This is a genomic window from Escherichia sp. MR (assembly GCF_005280595.1).
Lineage (GTDB): Bacteria > Pseudomonadota > Gammaproteobacteria > Enterobacterales > Enterobacteriaceae > Escherichia > Escherichia ruysiae.
On sequence record NZ_SZVK01000006.1, the window covers coordinates 102,992 to 119,924 of the forward strand.

Sequence of the window (16,933 nt, forward strand, 5' to 3'; positions counted from 1 at the left end):
TACGGCGTGCTATTCTAGCCGCTTGACTATTTCAGGTCGTCCTTCAGGTTCAGAAACCTTCATTCATCATGACTATGTTCCAGTATTACAAACGATCACGGCATTTTGTTTTTTCAGCATTTATTGCTTTCGTTTTGGTCTTGTTATGCCAGAACACGGCCTTTGCGCGGGCGTCATCAAATGGTGACTTACCGACGAAAGCGGATCTACAGGCACAGCTTGACTCGCTTAATAAACAAAAAGATCTTTCTGCTCAGGACAAACTGGTTCAGCAGGATCTGACAGACACATTAGCCACTCTCGATAAAATCGATCGCGTAAAAGAAGAGACGGTTCAGTTACGACAAAAAGTGGCTGAAGCGCCAGAAAAAATGCGCCAGGCGACCGTAGCGTTAACCGCACTTAGCGATGTGGACAACGACGACGAAACGCGCAAAATTCTGAGCACGCTTTCGTTGCGCCAACTGGAAACTCGCGTTGCCCAGGCGCTGGACGATTTGCAAAACGCACAAAACGATCTGGCGTCTTATAACAGCCAGTTAGTTTCTTTACAGACGCAGCCTGAACGCGTGCAAAATGCGATGTATACCGCCTCACAGCAGCTGCAACAAATTCGCAGCCGCCTGGATGGCACGGAAGTCGGTGAGACAGCCTTACGTCCCAGCCAGAAAGTGCTGATGCAGGCGCAGCAGGCTTTGTTGAATGCCGAGATTGACCAGCAACGTAAAAGCCTGGAAGGGAACACCGTCTTACAGGATACCCTGCAAAAGCAACGCGATTATGTGACGGCGAACAGCACTCGTCTGGAACATGAGCTGCAACTATTGCAGGAGGCGGTTAACAGCAAGCGTCTGACATTAACTGAAAAAACGGCGCAGGAAGCGGTAACGCCGGACGAAGCTGCGCGTATTCAGGCTAATCCGCTGGTGAAACAAGAGCTGGAAATTAACCAGCAGTTAAGTCAGCGTCTGATTAGCGCCACTGAAAACGGCAATTTGCTGATGCAGCAAAACATAAAAGTCAAAAACTGGCTGGAGCGGGCGCTGCAATCGGAACGCAATATCAAAGAGCAGATTTCTGTCCTGAAGGGCAGTCTGCTGCTGTCACGTATTCTTTATCAGCAACAACAAACGCTGCCCTCGGCGGACGAACTGGAAAATATGACCAACCGCATTGCGGATTTGCGTCTCGAACAGTTCGAAGTGAACCAGCAGCGTGACGCACTCTTCCAGAGTGATGCTTATGTCGCCAAACTGGAAGAGGGTCATGCGAATGAAGTCAACGACGAAGTCCGTGACGCATTGTTGCAAGTAGTTGATATGCGTCGCGAATTGCTGGATCAGCTTAACAAACAGTTGGGCAACCAACTCATGATGGCCATTAACCTGCAAATCAACCAGCAACAGTTAATGAGCGTATCGAAAAACCTGAAATCCATCCTGACCCAGCAGATTTTCTGGGTGAACAGTAACCGCCCGATGGACTGGGACTGGATTAAAGCGTTCCCACAAACGCTGCAGGATGAATTCAAGTCGATGAAAATTACGGTGAACTGGGAAAAAGCCTGGCCTGCCGTCTTTATCGCTTTCCTCGCAGGTTTGCCGCTGCTGCTCATCGCCGGGTTGATTCACTGGCGTCTGGGATGGCTGAAAGCGTATCAACAAAAACTGGCTTCCGCCGTAGGTTCCCTGCGTAACGACAGCCAGCTCAACACACCAAAAGCGATCCTTATCGATCTGATCCGCGCGCTGCCGGTGTGTCTGATTATTCTCGCCGTCGGTTTGATTCTGCTCACCATGCAGCTCAACATCAGTGAATTACTGTGGTCGTTCAGCAAAAAACTGGCGATTTTCTGGCTGGTGTTTGGCCTGTGCTGGAAGGTACTGGAGAAAAACGGCGTTGCCGTGCGTCACTTTGGTATGCCGGAACAGCAGACCAGCCACTGGCGTCGGCAAATTGTCCGCATCAGTCTCGCGTTGCTGCCAATCCATTTCTGGTCTGTGGTGGCAGAACTTTCCCCGCTGCATCTGATGGATGATGTGCTGGGGCAGGCGATGATTTTCTTCAACCTGCTGCTGATTGCCTTCCTAGTATGGCCGATGTGCCGCGAAAGCTGGCGCGATAAAGAGTCGCACACCATGCGACTGGTCACCATTACCGTGCTGTCGATTATCCCGATTGCGTTGATGGTGCTGACCGCCACAGGTTATTTCTACACCACGCTGCGCCTCTCCGGGCGTTGGATTGAAACTGTTTATTTGGTGATCATCTGGAACCTGCTGTACCAGACGGTATTGCGCGGCTTAAGCGTAGCGGCGCGGCGTATCGCCTGGCGTCGTGCGCTGGCGCGTCGGCAGAATCTGGTGAAAGAGGGCGCAGAAGGTGCCGAACCGCCGGAAGAGCCCACCATTGCACTGGAGCAGGTTAACCAGCAGACGCTGCGTATTACCATGTTGCTGATGTTTGCGCTGTTCGGTGTCATGTTCTGGGCAATTTGGTCCGATTTGATCACCGTGTTCAGCTATCTCGACAGCATCACGCTCTGGCATTACAACGGCACTGAAGCCGGGGTTGCGGTGGTGAAAAGCGTCACTATGGGCAGTCTGTTGTTTGCGATTATCGCATCGATGGTTGCCTGGGCGCTGATCCGCAACCTGCCTGGTTTGCTGGAAGTGCTGGTGCTCTCGCGACTGAATATGCGCCAGGGCGCGTCGTATGCCATTACTACCATCCTTAACTACATCATTATTGCCGTTGGTGCGATGACAGTGTTTGGGTCGCTTGGTGTGTCGTGGGATAAACTCCAGTGGCTGGCAGCGGCATTATCTGTAGGTCTGGGTTTTGGTTTACAAGAGATCTTCGGTAACTTCGTTTCTGGTTTGATCATCCTGTTCGAACGTCCGGTGCGCATTGGCGATACGGTAACCATCGGTACTTTCTCCGGAACAGTCAGTAAGATTCGTATTCGTGCAACGACTATTACGGACTTCGATCGCAAAGAAGTGATCATCCCGAACAAAGCGTTCGTAACCGAGCGTCTGATCAACTGGTCGTTAACCGATACCACCACTCGTCTGGTGATCCGCCTGGGTGTGGCTTACGGTTCTGATCTGGAAAAAGTACGCAGAGTCCTGCTTCAGGCAGCGACTGAGCATCCAAGGGTGATGCACGAACCGATGCCGGAAGTCTTCTTTACTGCGTTTGGCGCCAGCACCCTGGATCACGAGCTGCGCCTGTACGTTCGTGAACTGCGCGACCGTAGCCGTACTGTCGATGAACTGAACCGTACCATTGATCAGCTGTGCCGTGAAAACGACATCAACATTGCCTTTAACCAGCTTGAAGTGCATCTGCACAACGAGAAGGGCGATGAGGTGACGGAAGTAAAACGCGACTACAAAGGCGACGATCCGACGCCAGCGGTAGGGTAATAACGAAAGGGGGCGACATTTATCCGCCCCCGAGATTGCTGACAAAGCCCGGCATATGCACGGACAATCCCCTCGCCCCATCGGGGAGAGGGCTAGGGTGAGGGGGGCAGGCCAGCGCCTGTGCGAATAATACCCTCACCCCGACCCTCTCTCTAAAAGGGCGAGGGGGAAAGCCGTGCCCGTTTTGACCCGTAAGCGAGTTTGTCAGCAATCGCAGGGACGGCATCTAGCCACCCCATTTATTTTTCGCTTTGCGCCTCATCATCGCGCGTTAATTTCTTTTCATAATCACGTTTTACAATATCAAGGGCGCGCAGCACGGTACTGGCAGGGATCTGATTTTCCTCCAGCAGCACAATCAAATCGACGGCCAGTTTGACATCGTCAGGGGCATTTTCCAGTGACATACTCTCTCCATTGTTAGCGGGTTAAACGCGCTAACCTGTTTTCGATTTTTTCCAGCGCATGGCGACACCGCGCCAGACGCGCTTCATAGGCTTCTACTTCACGATGCAGCGTTTGCTGCTCTACGAGATCGGTTGCCTGCGCCAGACGGGATTTACGTTCCGCTACCATCTCACGTAATCGCCGTTCAAAATCCTGATGTTGAATCCTTTTTCGTTGCCAGCGGGCAATTTTGGGTGGCGCGCTGTCCCACTCGCGCAGTGACCAGGATGCCGCTTCACGGGCAATCGCTTCCAGTTGGGCGACCAGGTGTTCTGCCAGCCAGGCTACTTGCGGCAGCTGCTGCTGTTCGACTGCGTGACGAAGCGCAGCCATGTTATCGCCCGCCTCATCAAGACAAGCCTGTAACGTTGTCGCGCGAGTCTGAAAAAGATGCCTGTCGAAACGGGCGCTTAACGTGCTGAACTGCGCCACCGGGACACAACGCTGGCGCAGCGTGGCGAGCTGACTTTCCAGTTTTTCCAGCAGCAAGGTAGTTTTCACGATAAGACCTCAATGAAAATGATAATTGTTATGCTAAAGTAGCCACTCTGTAAGCTGACAACACTCAATATGCAACGAATCATTTTAATCATCATTGGCTGGCTGGCGGTAGTGTTGGGTACGCTGGGCGTGGTATTACCGGTATTGCCGACTACGCCGTTTATCCTGTTGGCGGCCTGGTGCTTTGCGCGCTCTTCCCCGCGTTTTCACGCCTGGCTGTTGTACCGCTCATGGTTTGGCAGCTATTTACGTTTCTGGCAGAAATACCATGCAATGCCGCGTGGCGCAAAACCACGGGCGATTTTATTGATACTCGTGACTTTTGCTATTTCACTATGGTTTGTGCATATGGTGTGGGTACGCATTTTGTTGCTGGTGATCCTCACTTGTTTGCTGATTTTTATGTGGCGAATCCCGGTGATTGATGAAAAGCAAGAAAAGCACTGAAGCACAACAATCGCTGTTGCAATTATCGCGCACAGCCAGTACATTCTGGCGTTTTCGAGCACAGGCGCAGGCGGTCAAAGGTTAAACAAAAGTTACTTTTGATACGTTTAAAACGCGCCGTGAGTACCACCGTAACAAGCAGGCATACACTTATGACCGCGACTGCACAGCAGCTTGAGTATCTCAAAAATAGCATCAAAAGCATTCAGGACTACCCAAAACCCGGCATTCTGTTCCGTGATGTCACCAGCTTACTGGAAGACCCGAAAGCTTACGCTCTCAGCATCGACCTGCTGGTTGAGCGTTACAAAAATGCGGGTATTACCAAAGTTGTCGGCACCGAAGCACGTGGCTTCTTGTTTGGTGCTCCGGTAGCATTGGGTCTGGGCGTAGGTTTTGTACCGGTACGTAAACCGGGCAAACTGCCGCGCGAAACCATCAGCGAAACTTACGAACTGGAATACGGCACCGATAAGCTGGAAATCCACGTTGATGCCATTAAACCAGGTGACAAAGTATTGGTAGTCGACGATTTGCTGGCAACTGGGGGCACCATTGAGGCGACAGTGAAATTGATCCGTCGTCTGGGCGGTGAAGTCACTGACGCTGCATTCATCATTAATTTGTTCGACCTCGGCGGTGAACAGCGTCTCGAAAATCAAGGCATTACCTGTTATAGCCTTGTCCCGTTCCCGGGCCACTAATTTTCGACAGCCCGCGCCATGGGCAGCACAAGATGTACATTCAGCCTCGCCGTTCTGACGGGGCTGTGTTAGCATTACCCCTTCGTGAATCCACCTTCCAGCGTTTCAGAGCCTGCCAATGAGTTATCAGGTCTTAGCCCGAAAATGGCGCCCACAAACCTTTGCTGACGTCGTCGGCCAGGAACATGTGCTGACCGCACTGGCGAACGGCTTGTCGTTAGGGCGTATTCATCATGCTTATCTTTTTTCCGGCACCCGTGGCGTCGGAAAAACCTCTATCGCCCGACTGCTGGCGAAGGGGCTAAACTGCGAAACAGGCATTACCGCGACGCCGTGCGGCGTATGCGATAACTGCCGCGAAATCGAACAGGGACGCTTTGTTGATCTGATTGAGATCGATGCCGCCTCGCGCACCAAAGTCGAAGATACCCGCGACCTGCTGGATAACGTTCAGTACGCGCCAGCGCGCGGTCGCTTTAAAGTCTATCTGATCGACGAAGTGCATATGCTGTCGCGCCACAGCTTCAACGCACTGTTAAAAACCCTTGAAGAGCCACCAGAGCATGTGAAGTTCCTGCTGGCAACCACCGATCCGCAGAAATTGCCGGTGACGATTTTGTCGCGCTGTCTGCAATTTCATCTCAAGGCGCTGGATGTCGAGCAAATTCGTCATCAGCTTGAGCATGTTCTCAACGAAGAACATATCGCCCACGAGCCTCGGGCGCTGCAACTGCTGGCGCGCGCCGCTGAAGGCAGCCTGCGAGACGCGTTAAGTCTGACTGACCAGGCGATTGCCAGCAGTGATGGTCAGGTTTCGACCCAGGCGGTCAGTTCGATGCTCGGTACGCTCGACGACGATCAGGCGCTGTCGCTGGTAGAAGCGATGGTCGAAGCCAACGGCGAGCGCGTAATGGCGCTGATTAACGAAGCCGCTGCTCGTGGTATTGAGTGGGAAGCGTTGCTGGTGGAAATGCTCGGCCTGCTGCACCGCATTGCGATGGTACAGCTTTCGCCTGCTGCGCTTGGCAATGACATGGCTGCCATTGAGCTGCGGATGCGTGAACTGGCACGTACCGTGCCGCCAACAGATATTCAGCTTTACTACCAGACGCTATTGATTGGTCGCAAAGAATTACCGTATGCGCCAGACAGACGCATGGGCGTTGAAATGACGCTATTGCGCGCGCTGGCGTTCCATCCGCGTATGCCTCTACCCGAACCGGAAGTGCCGCGCCAGTCCTTTGCGCCAGTCGCGCCGACGGCGGTAATGACGCCAATGCAGGTGCCGCCACAGCCGCAATCAGCGCCGCAGCAGGCACCGACCGTACCGCTCTCAGAAACCACCAGCCAGGTGCTGGCGGCGCGCCAGCAACTACAGCGCGCACAGGGAGCAACCAAAGCAAAAAAGAGTGAACCGGCAGCCGCTACCCGCGCGCGGCCGGTGAATAACGCTGCGCTGGAAAGACTGGCTTCGGTCACCGATCGCGTTCAGTCGCGTCCGGCACCATCGGCGCTGGAAAAAGCGCCAGCCAAAAAAGAAGCGTATCGCTGGAAGGCAACCACCCCAGTGATGCAACAAAAAGAAGTCGTCGCCACGCCGAAGGCGCTGAAAAAGGCGCTGGAACATGAAAAAACGCCAGAGCTGGCGGCGAAGCTGGCGGCAGAAGCCATTGAGCGCGATCCGTGGGCAGCACAGGTGAGCCAACTTTCGCTACCAAAACTGGTCGAACAGGTGGCGTTAAATGCCTGGAAAGAGGAGAACGGCAACACGGTGTGTCTGCATTTGCGCTCCTCTCAGCGTCATTTGAATAACAGCGGTGCACAACAAAAACTGGCTGAAGCGTTGAGTACGTTAAATGGCTCAACGGTTGAACTGACTATCGTTGAAGATGATAATCCAGCGGTGCGTACGCCGCTGGAGTGGCGTCAGGCGATATACGAAGAAAAACTTGCGCAGGCGCGCGAGTCCATTATTGCGGATAATAATATTCAGACCCTGCGTCGATTCTTCGATGCGGAGCTGGATGAAGAAAGTATCCGCCCCATTTGATCGTAAGCACAGCTTACGATCGTCATCCTTAACGTGATTGAGAGAGAAACCTATGTTTGGTAAAGGCGGTCTGGGCAACCTGATGAAGCAGGCCCAGCAGATGCAAGAAAAAATGCAGCAGATGCAGGAAGAAATCGCGAAGCTGGAAGTGACCGGCGAATCCGGCGCAGGTCTGGTGAAAGTGACCATCAACGGCGCACACAACTGCCGTCGCGTTGAGATCGACCCAAGCCTGCTGGAAGATGACAAAGAGATGCTGGAAGATCTGGTTGCAGCGGCATTCAACGATGCGGCGCGTCGTATCGAAGAAACTCAGAAAGAAAAAATGGCCTCTGTTTCCTCCGGAATGCAGTTGCCGCCAGGCTTTAAGATGCCGTTCTGATGCAAACCAGCCCGCTGTTAACACAGCTTATGGAAGCACTGCGCTGTCTGCCGGGCGTTGGCCCGAAGTCAGCGCAGCGTATGGCGTTCACGCTGCTTCAGCGCGATCGTAGCGGCGGGATGCGTCTGGCGCAGGCGCTCACCCGGGCGATGTCGGAAATCGGTCACTGCGCCGATTGCCGCACCTTCACTGAACAGGAAGTCTGTAACATCTGTTCAAACCCGCGTCGTCAGGAAAACGGTCAGATTTGCGTGGTAGAGAGTCCTGCGGATATCTACGCCATTGAGCAGACGGGGCAGTTTTCCGGTCGTTATTTTGTGTTGATGGGGCACCTGTCACCGCTGGACGGCATTGGCCCGGATGATATCGGACTTGATCGTCTGGAACAGCGTCTGGTGGAGGAAAAAATCACCGAAGTGATCCTCGCCACCAACCCAACGGTCGAAGGTGAAGCCACCGCTAACTACATTGCCGAGCTTTGCGCGCAGTATGACGTGGAAGCCAGCCGTATTGCCCACGGCGTACCGGTTGGCGGCGAACTGGAAATGGTCGATGGCACCACGCTGTCGCACTCACTCGCCGGGCGTCATAAGATTCGTTTTTAAGCAAACGAGAGCAGGATCACCTGCTCTCGCTTGAAATTACCCCCCCTTGTCCCCATCTCTCCCTCATCCTGTTTTTAACCTTAAAATGGCATCATTGAGGTAGACCTACATGAAAGGACAAGAAACTCGTGGTTTTCAGTCAGAAGTGAAGCAGCTTCTGCATCTGATGATCCATTCTCTCTATTCCAATAAAGAAATCTTCCTGCGTGAGCTTATCTCTAACGCCTCCGATGCGGCGGACAAGCTGCGTTTCCGCGCGCTCTCTAATCCGGATCTGTACGAAGGTGATGGCGAACTGCGCGTTCGTGTCTCTTTCGATAAAGACAAGCGCACGCTGACTATTTCCGACAACGGCGTGGGGATGACCCGCGACGAAGTGATCGACCACCTGGGGACTATCGCTAAATCCGGCACCAAATCGTTCCTCGAATCTCTGGGGTCTGATCAGGCGAAAGACAGCCAGCTGATCGGTCAGTTTGGTGTTGGTTTCTACTCCGCATTTATCGTGGCCGATAAAGTGACCGTGCGTACTCGCGCGGCAGGCGAAAAACCAGAAAACGGCGTCTTCTGGGAATCGGCTGGCGAAGGTGAATACACCGTTGCCGACATCACCAAAGAAGATCGCGGTACTGAAATCACCCTGCATCTGCGTGAAGGCGAAGATGAATTCCTCGATGACTGGCGCGTTCGCTCCATCATCAGCAAATACTCCGACCATATCGCGCTGCCGGTAGAGATCGAAAAACGCGAAGAGAAAGACGGCGAAACCGTTATTTCCTGGGAGAAAATCAACAAAGCGCAGGCGCTGTGGACGCGTAACAAGTCGGAAATCACCGATGAAGAGTACAAAGAGTTCTACAAACACATCGCCCACGACTTTAACGATCCGCTGACCTGGAGCCACAACCGCGTTGAAGGTAAGCAGGAGTACACCAGCCTGCTGTACATCCCGTCCCAGGCTCCGTGGGATATGTGGAACCGCGATCATAAACACGGCCTGAAACTGTATGTTCAGCGTGTGTTCATCATGGACGACGCAGAACAGTTCATGCCGAACTATCTGCGCTTCGTGCGTGGTCTGATTGACTCCAGCGATCTGCCGCTGAACGTTTCCCGTGAAATCCTCCAGGACAGCACGGTAACGCGTAACCTGCGCAATGCGCTGACCAAGCGTGTGCTGCAAATGCTGGAAAAACTGGCGAAAGACGACGCGGAAAAATATCAGACCTTCTGGCAACAGTTTGGCCTGGTACTGAAAGAGGGGCCGGCGGAAGATTTCGCTAACCAGGAAGCGATCGCCAAACTGCTGCGTTTTGCTTCTACTTATACCGACTCTTCTGCGCAGACCGTGTCTCTGGAAGACTATGTTTCCCGCATGAAAGAAGGGCAGGAGAAAATCTACTACATCACCGCAGACAGCTATGCGGCAGCGAAGAGCAGCCCGCACCTGGAACTGCTGCGTAAGAAAGGCATCGAAGTTCTGCTCCTTTCTGACCGCATCGATGAGTGGATGATGAACTATCTGACTGAGTTCGACGGTAAACCGTTCCAGTCTGTGTCCAAAGTTGACGAGTCGCTGGAAAAACTGGCTGACGAAGTTGATGAGAGCGCGAAAGAAGCGGAGAAAGCACTGACTCCGTTTATCGACCGTGTGAAAGCCCTGCTCGGCGAGCGTGTGAAAGATGTCCGTCTGACTCACCGTCTGACCGATACGCCAGCGATTGTGTCTACTGACGCGGACGAAATGAGCACTCAGATGGCGAAACTGTTCGCTGCGGCGGGCCAGAAAGTGCCAGAAGTGAAATATATCTTCGAACTGAACCCGGATCACGTACTGGTGAAACGTGCGGCAGATACTGAAGATGAAGCGAAGTTCAGCGAGTGGGTAGAACTGCTGCTGGATCAGGCGCTGCTGGCAGAACGCGGTACGCTGGAAGATCCGAACCTGTTTATTCGTCGTATGAACCAGCTGCTGGTGTCGTAAGCCTTTTACCCCCTTACCCTAACCCTCTCCTCAAAGGGGAGAGGGGATCGATCGTGCAGATATTAAAGAACTGCGCTGGTTTTCACCCTCGCCCCTTTGGGGAGAGGGCCGGGGTGAGGGGCATCAACCGCACTTTCCCCCAAACTTTCTCCCCTTAACCGTTTCAGCCCCATGTGCCTTTCTTGAGGCAATTGCCTGTTGGTGGTATCGTTTATCGCTTTTTCAAAAAATTCGACACATTTTAAGGGGATTTTCGCAATGCGTATCATTCTGCTTGGCGCTCCGGGCGCGGGGAAAGGGACTCAGGCTCAGTTCATCATGGAGAAATATGGTATTCCGCAAATCTCCACTGGCGATATGCTGCGTGCTGCGGTCAAATCTGGCTCCGAGCTGGGTAAACAAGCAAAAGACATTATGGATGCTGGCAAACTGGTCACCGACGAACTGGTGATCGCGCTGGTTAAAGAGCGCATTGCTCAGGAAGACTGCCGTAATGGTTTCCTGTTGGACGGCTTCCCGCGTACCATTCCGCAGGCAGACGCGATGAAAGAAGCGGGCATCAATGTTGATTACGTTCTGGAATTCGACGTACCGGACGAACTGATCGTTGACCGTATTGTCGGTCGCCGCGTTCATGCGCCGTCTGGTCGTGTTTATCACGTTAAATTCAATCCGCCGAAAGTAGAAGGCAAAGACGACGTTACCGGTGAAGAACTGACTACTCGTAAAGACGATCAGGAAGAAACCGTGCGTAAACGTCTGGTTGAATACCATCAGATGACTGCGCCGCTGATTGGCTACTACTCTAAAGAAGCGGAAGCGGGCAACACCAAATACGCAAAAGTCGACGGCACCAAACCGGTTGCTGAAGTTCGCGCGGCTCTGGAAAAAATCCTCGGTTAATTCGAAAGCGCGCACGGATAGTCCCCTTGCCCTCGGGGAGAGGGTGAGGGGAACAGGCTTGCACAAGCAAACTTATCAGCAATCTCAGGCCGGATTTTCATTCGGCCTTTTACAAAAACCTCAATCTGCGTTATTCCTTTTTCTGATTTGACCTCTCACAGCAATTAGTTCTTCTTCCTCACTTTTCCGCTACAATTATCAACAAGTTGAATCGATAAGAGGCGGTAATGCGTCAGACAAAAACCGGTATCCTGCTGGCAAACCTGGGCACACCCGATGCCCCCACACCTGAAGCGGTAAAACGCTACCTGAAACAATTTTTAAGCGACAGACGCGTAGTCGATACTTCACGGCTGTTGTGGTGGCCATTGCTGCGCGGCGTGATTTTGCCGCTGCGCTCGCCGCGTGTGGCGAAGCTGTATGCCTCTGTCTGGATGGAAGGTGGCTCGCCGCTGATGGTTTACAGCCGCCAGCAACAACAGGCGCTGGCACAACGTTTACCGGAGACGCCCGTGGCGCTGGGAATGAGCTACGGCACGCCATCGCTGGAAAGCGCCGTAGATGAACTACTGGCTGAACATGTTGATCATATCGTGGTACTGCCGCTCTACCCGCAATACTCCTGTTCAACGGTCGGTGCGGTGTGGGATGAACTGGCTCGCATTCTGGCGCGCAAACGTAGCATTCCGGGGATATCGTTTATTCGCGATTACGCCGATAACCACGATTACATTAATGCGCTGGCGAATAGCGTTCGCGCTTCTTTTGCCAAACATGGCGAACCGGATCTGCTGTTGCTTTCTTATCATGGCATTCCGCAACGTTATGCGGATGAAGGCGATGATTATCCGCAACGTTGTCGCACAACGACTCGTGAACTGGCTTCCGCACTGGGGATGGCACCGGAAAAAGTGATGATGACCTTTCAGTCGCGCTTTGGTCGGGAACCCTGGCTGATGCCTTATACCGACGAAACGCTGAAAATGCTGGGAGAAAAAGGTGTCGGCCATATTCAGGTGATGTGTCCGGGCTTTGCTGCGGATTGTCTGGAAACACTGGAAGAGATTGCCGAGCAAAACCGTGAAGTCTTCCTCGGTGCAGGCGGAAAAAAATATGAATATATTCCGGCGCTTAATGCCACACCGGAACATATCGAAATGATGGCTAATCTTGTTGCCGCGTATCGCTAAAGCTGAGCGGTAAAGAATTGAGCGCCGTCGCGAAGAGCCTCGTCGGCGGTTTTCATCATCCGTGAATAATGCAAAAAGGCGTGCAGCGTGCCTGGGTAGAGTTTGAACTCACAGGGCTGCTGATGCGCCGCTAACGTCTGGTAAAGCAAGCGACTGTCATCCAGCAGCGGATCGAACTCTGCGCCGGCGATATAGCAGGGGGGCACATCGCGAGTGAGATCGTTATTAAACAGGCAGTAATACGGCGACTCGCGGTCTGCGTCGTTGCTTAAATACGCCTCTTCATACATCTGCAAATCTTGTTGCGTTAAGCCATCCCAGTCACCCCCAACAGACGACGAGTCACGGAATCGCGTAATCCGTAAAGCCCATACCACAGCAAAACACCCACAACTTTGCCGCAATCGATCTGCTTATCACGCAACCATAAAGCACTGGCGAGCGCCAGCATGGCGCCAGCGGAATCACCGGCAAAACCAATGCGTGACATATTGATCTGATAATCGCCCGCCTGCTGGTGGAAGTGACAACAAGACGCCACGATTTCCTCTATCGCTTGCGGAAAACGCGCTTCTGGCGAAAGGGTGTAATCAATGCCAATCACCGTACACTGGGTGTACTTTGCCAGCAGACGCATAATGCGATCGTGGGTATCGAGATTGCCGAGAATAAAACCGCCGCCATGTAGATAAAACAGCGTCGCCGGGCTATCCGGGTTCGGACAAAATTGCCGTGCTTTCACCTGTCCATATTTTGTCGGAACCGCGTAAGCTCTGGTTTCCATTTCTGGAGCGTCAGCGTTCCAGAATCGGCGCTCAAGCGTATAATGCTGGCGTTGTTCGGCAATCGTTCCCGTTGCGGGCCAGGGCGGTAAATCGGGCTGATGAGTGTTAACAACCGCCTTCATTTCGGCAGAGATTAGCTCCAGCACGGGTAGTTTGTTTTCCGGCTTCATGCAAAAACTCCTTTCAAATGGCACCATTGTAAGGAATATCTCCCATGAAAATGCGATCCCGTCGGCTGATATTGAAACTGCCTGCGTCTCGCGCGTTCAGGCATGATTGTGTTAACATTCGCCGCTCAGTTAACCACCCGTAAAAACAACCATGAAATTTCCCGGCAAACGTAAATCCAAACATTACTTCCCCGTAAATGCACGCGATCCGCTGTTGCAGCAAATCCAACCAGAAAACGAAACCAGCGCAGCCTGGGTGGTCGGTATCGACCAGACGCTGGTGGATATTGAAGCGAAAGTGGAAGACGATTTTATTGAACGTTATGGATTAAGCGCCGGGCATTCACTGGTCATTGAAGATGATGTTGCTGAAGCACTTTATCAGGAGCTGAAACAGAAAAACCTGATTACTCATCAGTTTGCAGGTGGCACTATTGGCAATACCATGCACAACTACTCGGTGCTCGCGGACGACCGTTCGGTGCTGCTGGGCGTGATGTGCAGCAATATTGAAATTGGCAGCTATGCCTATCGTTACTTGTGCAATACATCCAGCCGTACCGATCTTAACTATCTGCAGGGTGTGGATGGCCCGATTGGTCGTTGCTTTACGCTGATTGGTGAGTCTGGCGAACGTACCTTTGCTATCAGTCCAGGTCATATGAACCAGTTACGGGCAGAAAGCATTCCGGAAGATGTTATCGCCGGAGCGTCGGCGCTGGTATTAACGTCCTATCTGGTGCGTTGCAAGCCGGGTGAACCGATGCCGGAAGCGACCATGAAAGCCATTGAGTATGCGAAGAAATATAACGTACCGGTGGTGCTGACGCTGGGCACTAAATTTGTCATCGCCGAGAATCCACAATGGTGGCAGCAATTCCTCAAAGAACACGTCTCCATCCTTGCGATGAACGAAGAAGAAGCTGAAGCGTTGACCGGAGAGAGCGATCCGCTGCTGGCATCTGATAAGGCGCTGGACTGGGTTGATCTGGTGCTGTGCACCGCCGGGCCAATCGGCTTGTATATGGCGGGCTTTACGGAAGACGAAGCGAAACGCAAAACCCAGCATCCGCTGTTGCCGGGCGCTATCGCGGAATTTAACCAGTATGAGTTTAGCCGCGCCATGCGCCACAAAGATTGCCAGAATCCGCTGCGCGTCTATTCGCACATTGCGCCGTATATGGGCGGGCCAGAAAAAATCATGAACACTAACGGTGCCGGTGATGGGGCGCTGGCGGCGCTGTTGCATGACATTACCGCCAATAGCTATCACCGCACTAACGTGCCAAATTCCAGCAAGCATAAATTCACCTGGCTGACTTATTCGTCGTTAGCGCAGGTGTGTAAATATGCTAACCGTGTGAGCTATCAGGTACTGAACCAGCATTCACCACGTTTAACGCGCGGTCTGCCGGAGCGAGAAGACAGCCTGGAAGAGTCTTACTGGGATCGTTAAGCCATTGAACCAATGACAGTCGGATGCGGCGTAAACGCCTTATCCGACCTACGGAAGATGGCACCTGTGGGCCGGATAAGATGCGGCAGCATCGCATCCGGCAATGGCGTCAATGTATTACCCCGTCACCACTTCACCCGCCGGTGGCGTTTCCAGCAGTTCCAGCATAGTACGGGCGATTTCACGTTCACCCATCACTACCTGATTCGCGCCACGTTCGGTGATATACGCCACCTCATCGTCATAATGGGCGCGGGCGATAATCTCAATATCCGGGTTTTTGGCGCGAGCAGAGGCCACAATCTCGCCAGCTTCGTAACCGTTAGGAATGGTCAGAATCAGCCATTTCGCGCACTCCAGATGCGCCAGTTGCATGATCTCTTCATTCGCCGCGTTGCCCAGTACCGCGCGAACGCCGCGCTCACGCAGTTCATCGACGCGGGTTCGTGATGTTTCAATCACCACTAACGGAATATCAGAGGCGAGTAATTTCTCCCCCAGCAGACTGCCTACACGACCGTAGCCCACCAGTAGCGCATGGTTGCAAATATCCACCGGGATCTGCTTCTCTTCTTCGATAGCTTCTTCCAGCGTCTGTTCTTCCAGCGTTTCGGTTTTTGCCAGATATTTCTCCAGCAGCGCGAACAGCACCGGGTTGAGCATAATCGACAGGATCGCGCCTGCCAGTACCAGGTTTTGTCCGGCCTGCGGCAGTAAATTCAATGCCATTCCCAGTCCCGCCAGGATAAACGCGAACTCACCAATCTGCGCGAGGCTGGCGGCGATGGTTAACGCCGTGCGCTGGGAGTGACCAAACAGCCGGACGAGGAACAGTGCCGCGACAGATTTACCAAACAGAATAATTGCCAGCGTTGCCAGCACTGCCAGCGGTTGCTGAATCAGAATTAACGGATCAAATAACATCCCGACGGAGACAAAAAACAGCACCGCAAAGGCGTCGCGCAATGGCAGCGTATCGTGTGCGGCGCGGTGGCTAAGTTCGGATTCATTCAGCACCATCCCAGCGAAGAATGCACCGAGCGCAAAGGAGACGTCAAACAGTTCTACCGCACCAAAAGCAATGCCTAACGCCAGTGCCAGCACCGACAGGGTAAACAGTTCACGCGAACCGGTTGCCGCGCTGCGTGCCATAATCCACGGCACCAGACGGCGACCCACTAACATCATTATGGCGATAAATGCTACCACCTTGCCGATGGTGATCCCCATATCAACCGCCAGCGTCGCGAAGCCCACATCGCCCTGTTCCAGCATCCCTGCCACTGCGGGCAGCAACACCAGCGTCAGAACCATCACCAAATCTTCCACAATCAACCAGCCGATGGCGATTTGCCCGCGCTGACTGTCTATTAATTGCCGTTCTTCAAGTGCGCGCAGTAACACCACGGTACTGGCGGTGGAAAGACATAAACCGAACACGATACCGGTCATTAACGACCAGCCCAGCACGGCAGAGAGCGCCATACCCAGCAGCGTCGCCACGGCTATCTGGGCGATCGCGCCGGGAATGGCAATGGACTTTACCGCCATCAAATCCTTGAGCGAAAAATGCAAACCGACGCCGAACATCAGCAAAATAACGCCCAGCTCTGCCAGTTCCGGCGCAAGCTTGGTATCGGCAACAAACCCTGGAGTGAATGGTCCTGCCAGCACGCCCGCTAACAGATATCCCACCAGAGGAGAAATACGCAGTTTATTAGCAATCATGCCGAGGATAAAAGCGAGCACAAGGCCGCCAACAATGGTGGTGATAAGCGGGGTGGCGTGATGCATTCCGTCTCCTGTTCCTGGTAGTTGTTGTCCATTTTTGGCTGGGAAAACCAAAATTACAGGTAATAGTTTATGACAATTTCATGG

The 16,933-nt window shown here is 53.2% G+C and carries 13 protein-coding genes, 1 pseudogene and 1 other annotated feature; of the genes and pseudogenes, 10 read left to right on the plus strand and 4 right to left on the minus strand.

Features of this window, described 5'->3' with window-relative positions; genetic code table 11:
* The first annotated feature begins 68 nt into the window (after positions 1-68).
* The gene (gene mscK / locus FC814_RS04545; protein WP_137325574.1) at positions 69-3,431 is read left to right on the plus strand and encodes a mechanosensitive channel MscK; all 3,363 of its coding nucleotides are present in this window, start codon (positions 69-71) and stop codon (positions 3,429-3,431) included.
* Between the two features lie 239 nt (positions 3,432-3,670).
* On the opposite strand, the gene rsmS is transcribed toward mscK, so the two are convergent.
* Together rsmS and priC are read right to left on the minus strand one after the other, a co-directional pair.
* Positions 3,671-3,838, minus strand: a complete 168-nt coding sequence (gene rsmS / locus FC814_RS04550) for a pleiotropic regulatory protein RsmS (RefSeq protein WP_000051156.1) — start codon at positions 3,836-3,838, stop codon at positions 3,671-3,673.
* A gap of 13 nt (positions 3,839-3,851) precedes the next feature.
* Positions 3,852-4,379: a primosomal replication protein N'' gene (gene priC, locus FC814_RS04555; protein ID WP_000858965.1), complete on the minus strand. Its 528-nt coding sequence runs from the start codon at positions 4,377-4,379 to the stop codon at positions 3,852-3,854.
* A gap of 69 nt (positions 4,380-4,448) precedes the next feature.
* On the opposite strand from priC, the gene FC814_RS04560 reads away from it, so the two are divergent.
* The 8 genes from FC814_RS04560 (at position 4,449) to hemH (ending at position 12,644) form a co-directional block, all read left to right on the plus strand.
* A complete protein-coding gene (locus tag FC814_RS04560; RefSeq protein WP_001188910.1) occupies positions 4,449-4,826 on the plus strand; it encodes a DUF454 family protein in 378 nt (125 codons plus the stop codon).
* A 152-nt stretch (positions 4,827-4,978) separates the two neighbouring features.
* Positions 4,979-5,530: an adenine phosphoribosyltransferase gene (apt, locus tag FC814_RS04565; protein WP_001515901.1), complete on the plus strand. Its 552-nt coding sequence runs from the start codon at positions 4,979-4,981 to the stop codon at positions 5,528-5,530.
* A 118-nt stretch (positions 5,531-5,648) separates the two neighbouring features.
* Positions 5,649-7,580, plus strand: a complete 1,932-nt coding sequence (gene dnaX, locus FC814_RS04570) for a DNA polymerase III subunit gamma/tau (RefSeq protein ID WP_137325575.1) — start codon at positions 5,649-5,651, stop codon at positions 7,578-7,580.
* Positions 6,913-6,977, plus strand: a sequence feature (DnaX frameshifting element). Its footprint overlaps the gene before it by 65 nt.
* A gap of 52 nt (positions 7,581-7,632) precedes the next feature.
* Positions 7,633-7,962 (plus strand): YbaB/EbfC family nucleoid-associated protein, encoded by a 330-nt coding sequence (locus FC814_RS04575; protein WP_001515903.1) that lies wholly within the window; start codon positions 7,633-7,635, stop codon positions 7,960-7,962.
* On the plus strand, positions 7,962-8,567 hold the full coding sequence (recR, locus tag FC814_RS04580; protein WP_105907832.1) for a recombination mediator RecR: 606 nt from the start codon (positions 7,962-7,964) through the stop codon (positions 8,565-8,567). The genes FC814_RS04575 and recR overlap by 1 nt, the downstream gene beginning before the upstream one ends.
* Positions 8,568-8,676: 109 nt before the next feature.
* Positions 8,677-10,551: a molecular chaperone HtpG gene (htpG, locus tag FC814_RS04585; RefSeq protein ID WP_000678208.1), complete on the plus strand. Its 1,875-nt coding sequence runs from the start codon at positions 8,677-8,679 to the stop codon at positions 10,549-10,551.
* Between the two features lie 258 nt (positions 10,552-10,809).
* A complete protein-coding gene (gene adk, locus FC814_RS04595) occupies positions 10,810-11,454 on the plus strand; it encodes an adenylate kinase (RefSeq protein ID WP_001313630.1) in 645 nt (214 codons plus the stop codon).
* Positions 11,455-11,681: 227 nt separating this feature from the next.
* Positions 11,682-12,644, plus strand: coding sequence for a ferrochelatase (gene hemH, locus FC814_RS04600; protein WP_001250121.1), 963 nt, complete (start codon positions 11,682-11,684; stop codon positions 12,642-12,644).
* On the opposite strand, the pseudogene aes reads toward hemH, so the two are convergent.
* A pseudogene (gene aes, locus FC814_RS04605) lies at positions 12,641-13,599 on the minus strand (acetyl esterase). The gene hemH and the pseudogene aes sit on opposite strands and share 4 nt — an antisense overlap.
* 151 nt (positions 13,600-13,750) lie before the next feature.
* Between aes and gsk the strand changes: the two are divergent.
* Positions 13,751-15,055, plus strand: coding sequence for an inosine/guanosine kinase (gene gsk, locus FC814_RS04610; protein WP_000671589.1), 1,305 nt, complete (start codon positions 13,751-13,753; stop codon positions 15,053-15,055).
* Between the two features lie 117 nt (positions 15,056-15,172).
* Here gsk and ybaL read toward each other — a convergent pair whose 3' ends face one another.
* Positions 15,173-16,849 (minus strand): YbaL family putative K(+) efflux transporter, encoded by a 1,677-nt coding sequence (ybaL, locus tag FC814_RS04615; protein WP_000546195.1) that lies wholly within the window; start codon positions 16,847-16,849, stop codon positions 15,173-15,175.
* Positions 16,850-16,933: the final 84 nt, after the last annotated feature.

Excerpts from the sequence above, each read along its gene's own strand:
- mscK (WP_137325574.1), top strand. The coding sequence starts at position 69 with ATGACTATGTTCCAGTATTACAAACGATCACGGCATTTTGTTTTTTCA.
- rsmS (WP_000051156.1), bottom strand. The coding sequence starts at position 3,838 with ATGTCACTGGAAAATGCCCCTGACGATGTCAAACTGGCCGTCGATTTG.
- FC814_RS04560 (WP_001188910.1), top strand. The coding sequence starts at position 4,449 with ATGCAACGAATCATTTTAATCATCATTGGCTGGCTGGCGGTAGTGTTG.
- apt (WP_001515901.1), top strand. The coding sequence starts at position 4,979 with ATGACCGCGACTGCACAGCAGCTTGAGTATCTCAAAAATAGCATCAAA.
- dnaX (WP_137325575.1), top strand. The coding sequence starts at position 5,649 with ATGAGTTATCAGGTCTTAGCCCGAAAATGGCGCCCACAAACCTTTGCT.
- FC814_RS04575 (WP_001515903.1), top strand. The coding sequence starts at position 7,633 with ATGTTTGGTAAAGGCGGTCTGGGCAACCTGATGAAGCAGGCCCAGCAG.
- recR (WP_105907832.1), top strand. The coding sequence starts at position 7,962 with ATGCAAACCAGCCCGCTGTTAACACAGCTTATGGAAGCACTGCGCTGT.
- htpG (WP_000678208.1), top strand. The coding sequence starts at position 8,677 with ATGAAAGGACAAGAAACTCGTGGTTTTCAGTCAGAAGTGAAGCAGCTT.
- adk (WP_001313630.1), top strand. The coding sequence starts at position 10,810 with ATGCGTATCATTCTGCTTGGCGCTCCGGGCGCGGGGAAAGGGACTCAG.
- hemH (WP_001250121.1), top strand. The coding sequence starts at position 11,682 with ATGCGTCAGACAAAAACCGGTATCCTGCTGGCAAACCTGGGCACACCC.
- gsk (WP_000671589.1), top strand. The coding sequence starts at position 13,751 with ATGAAATTTCCCGGCAAACGTAAATCCAAACATTACTTCCCCGTAAAT.
- ybaL (WP_000546195.1), bottom strand. The coding sequence starts at position 16,849 with ATGCATCACGCCACCCCGCTTATCACCACCATTGTTGGCGGCCTTGTG.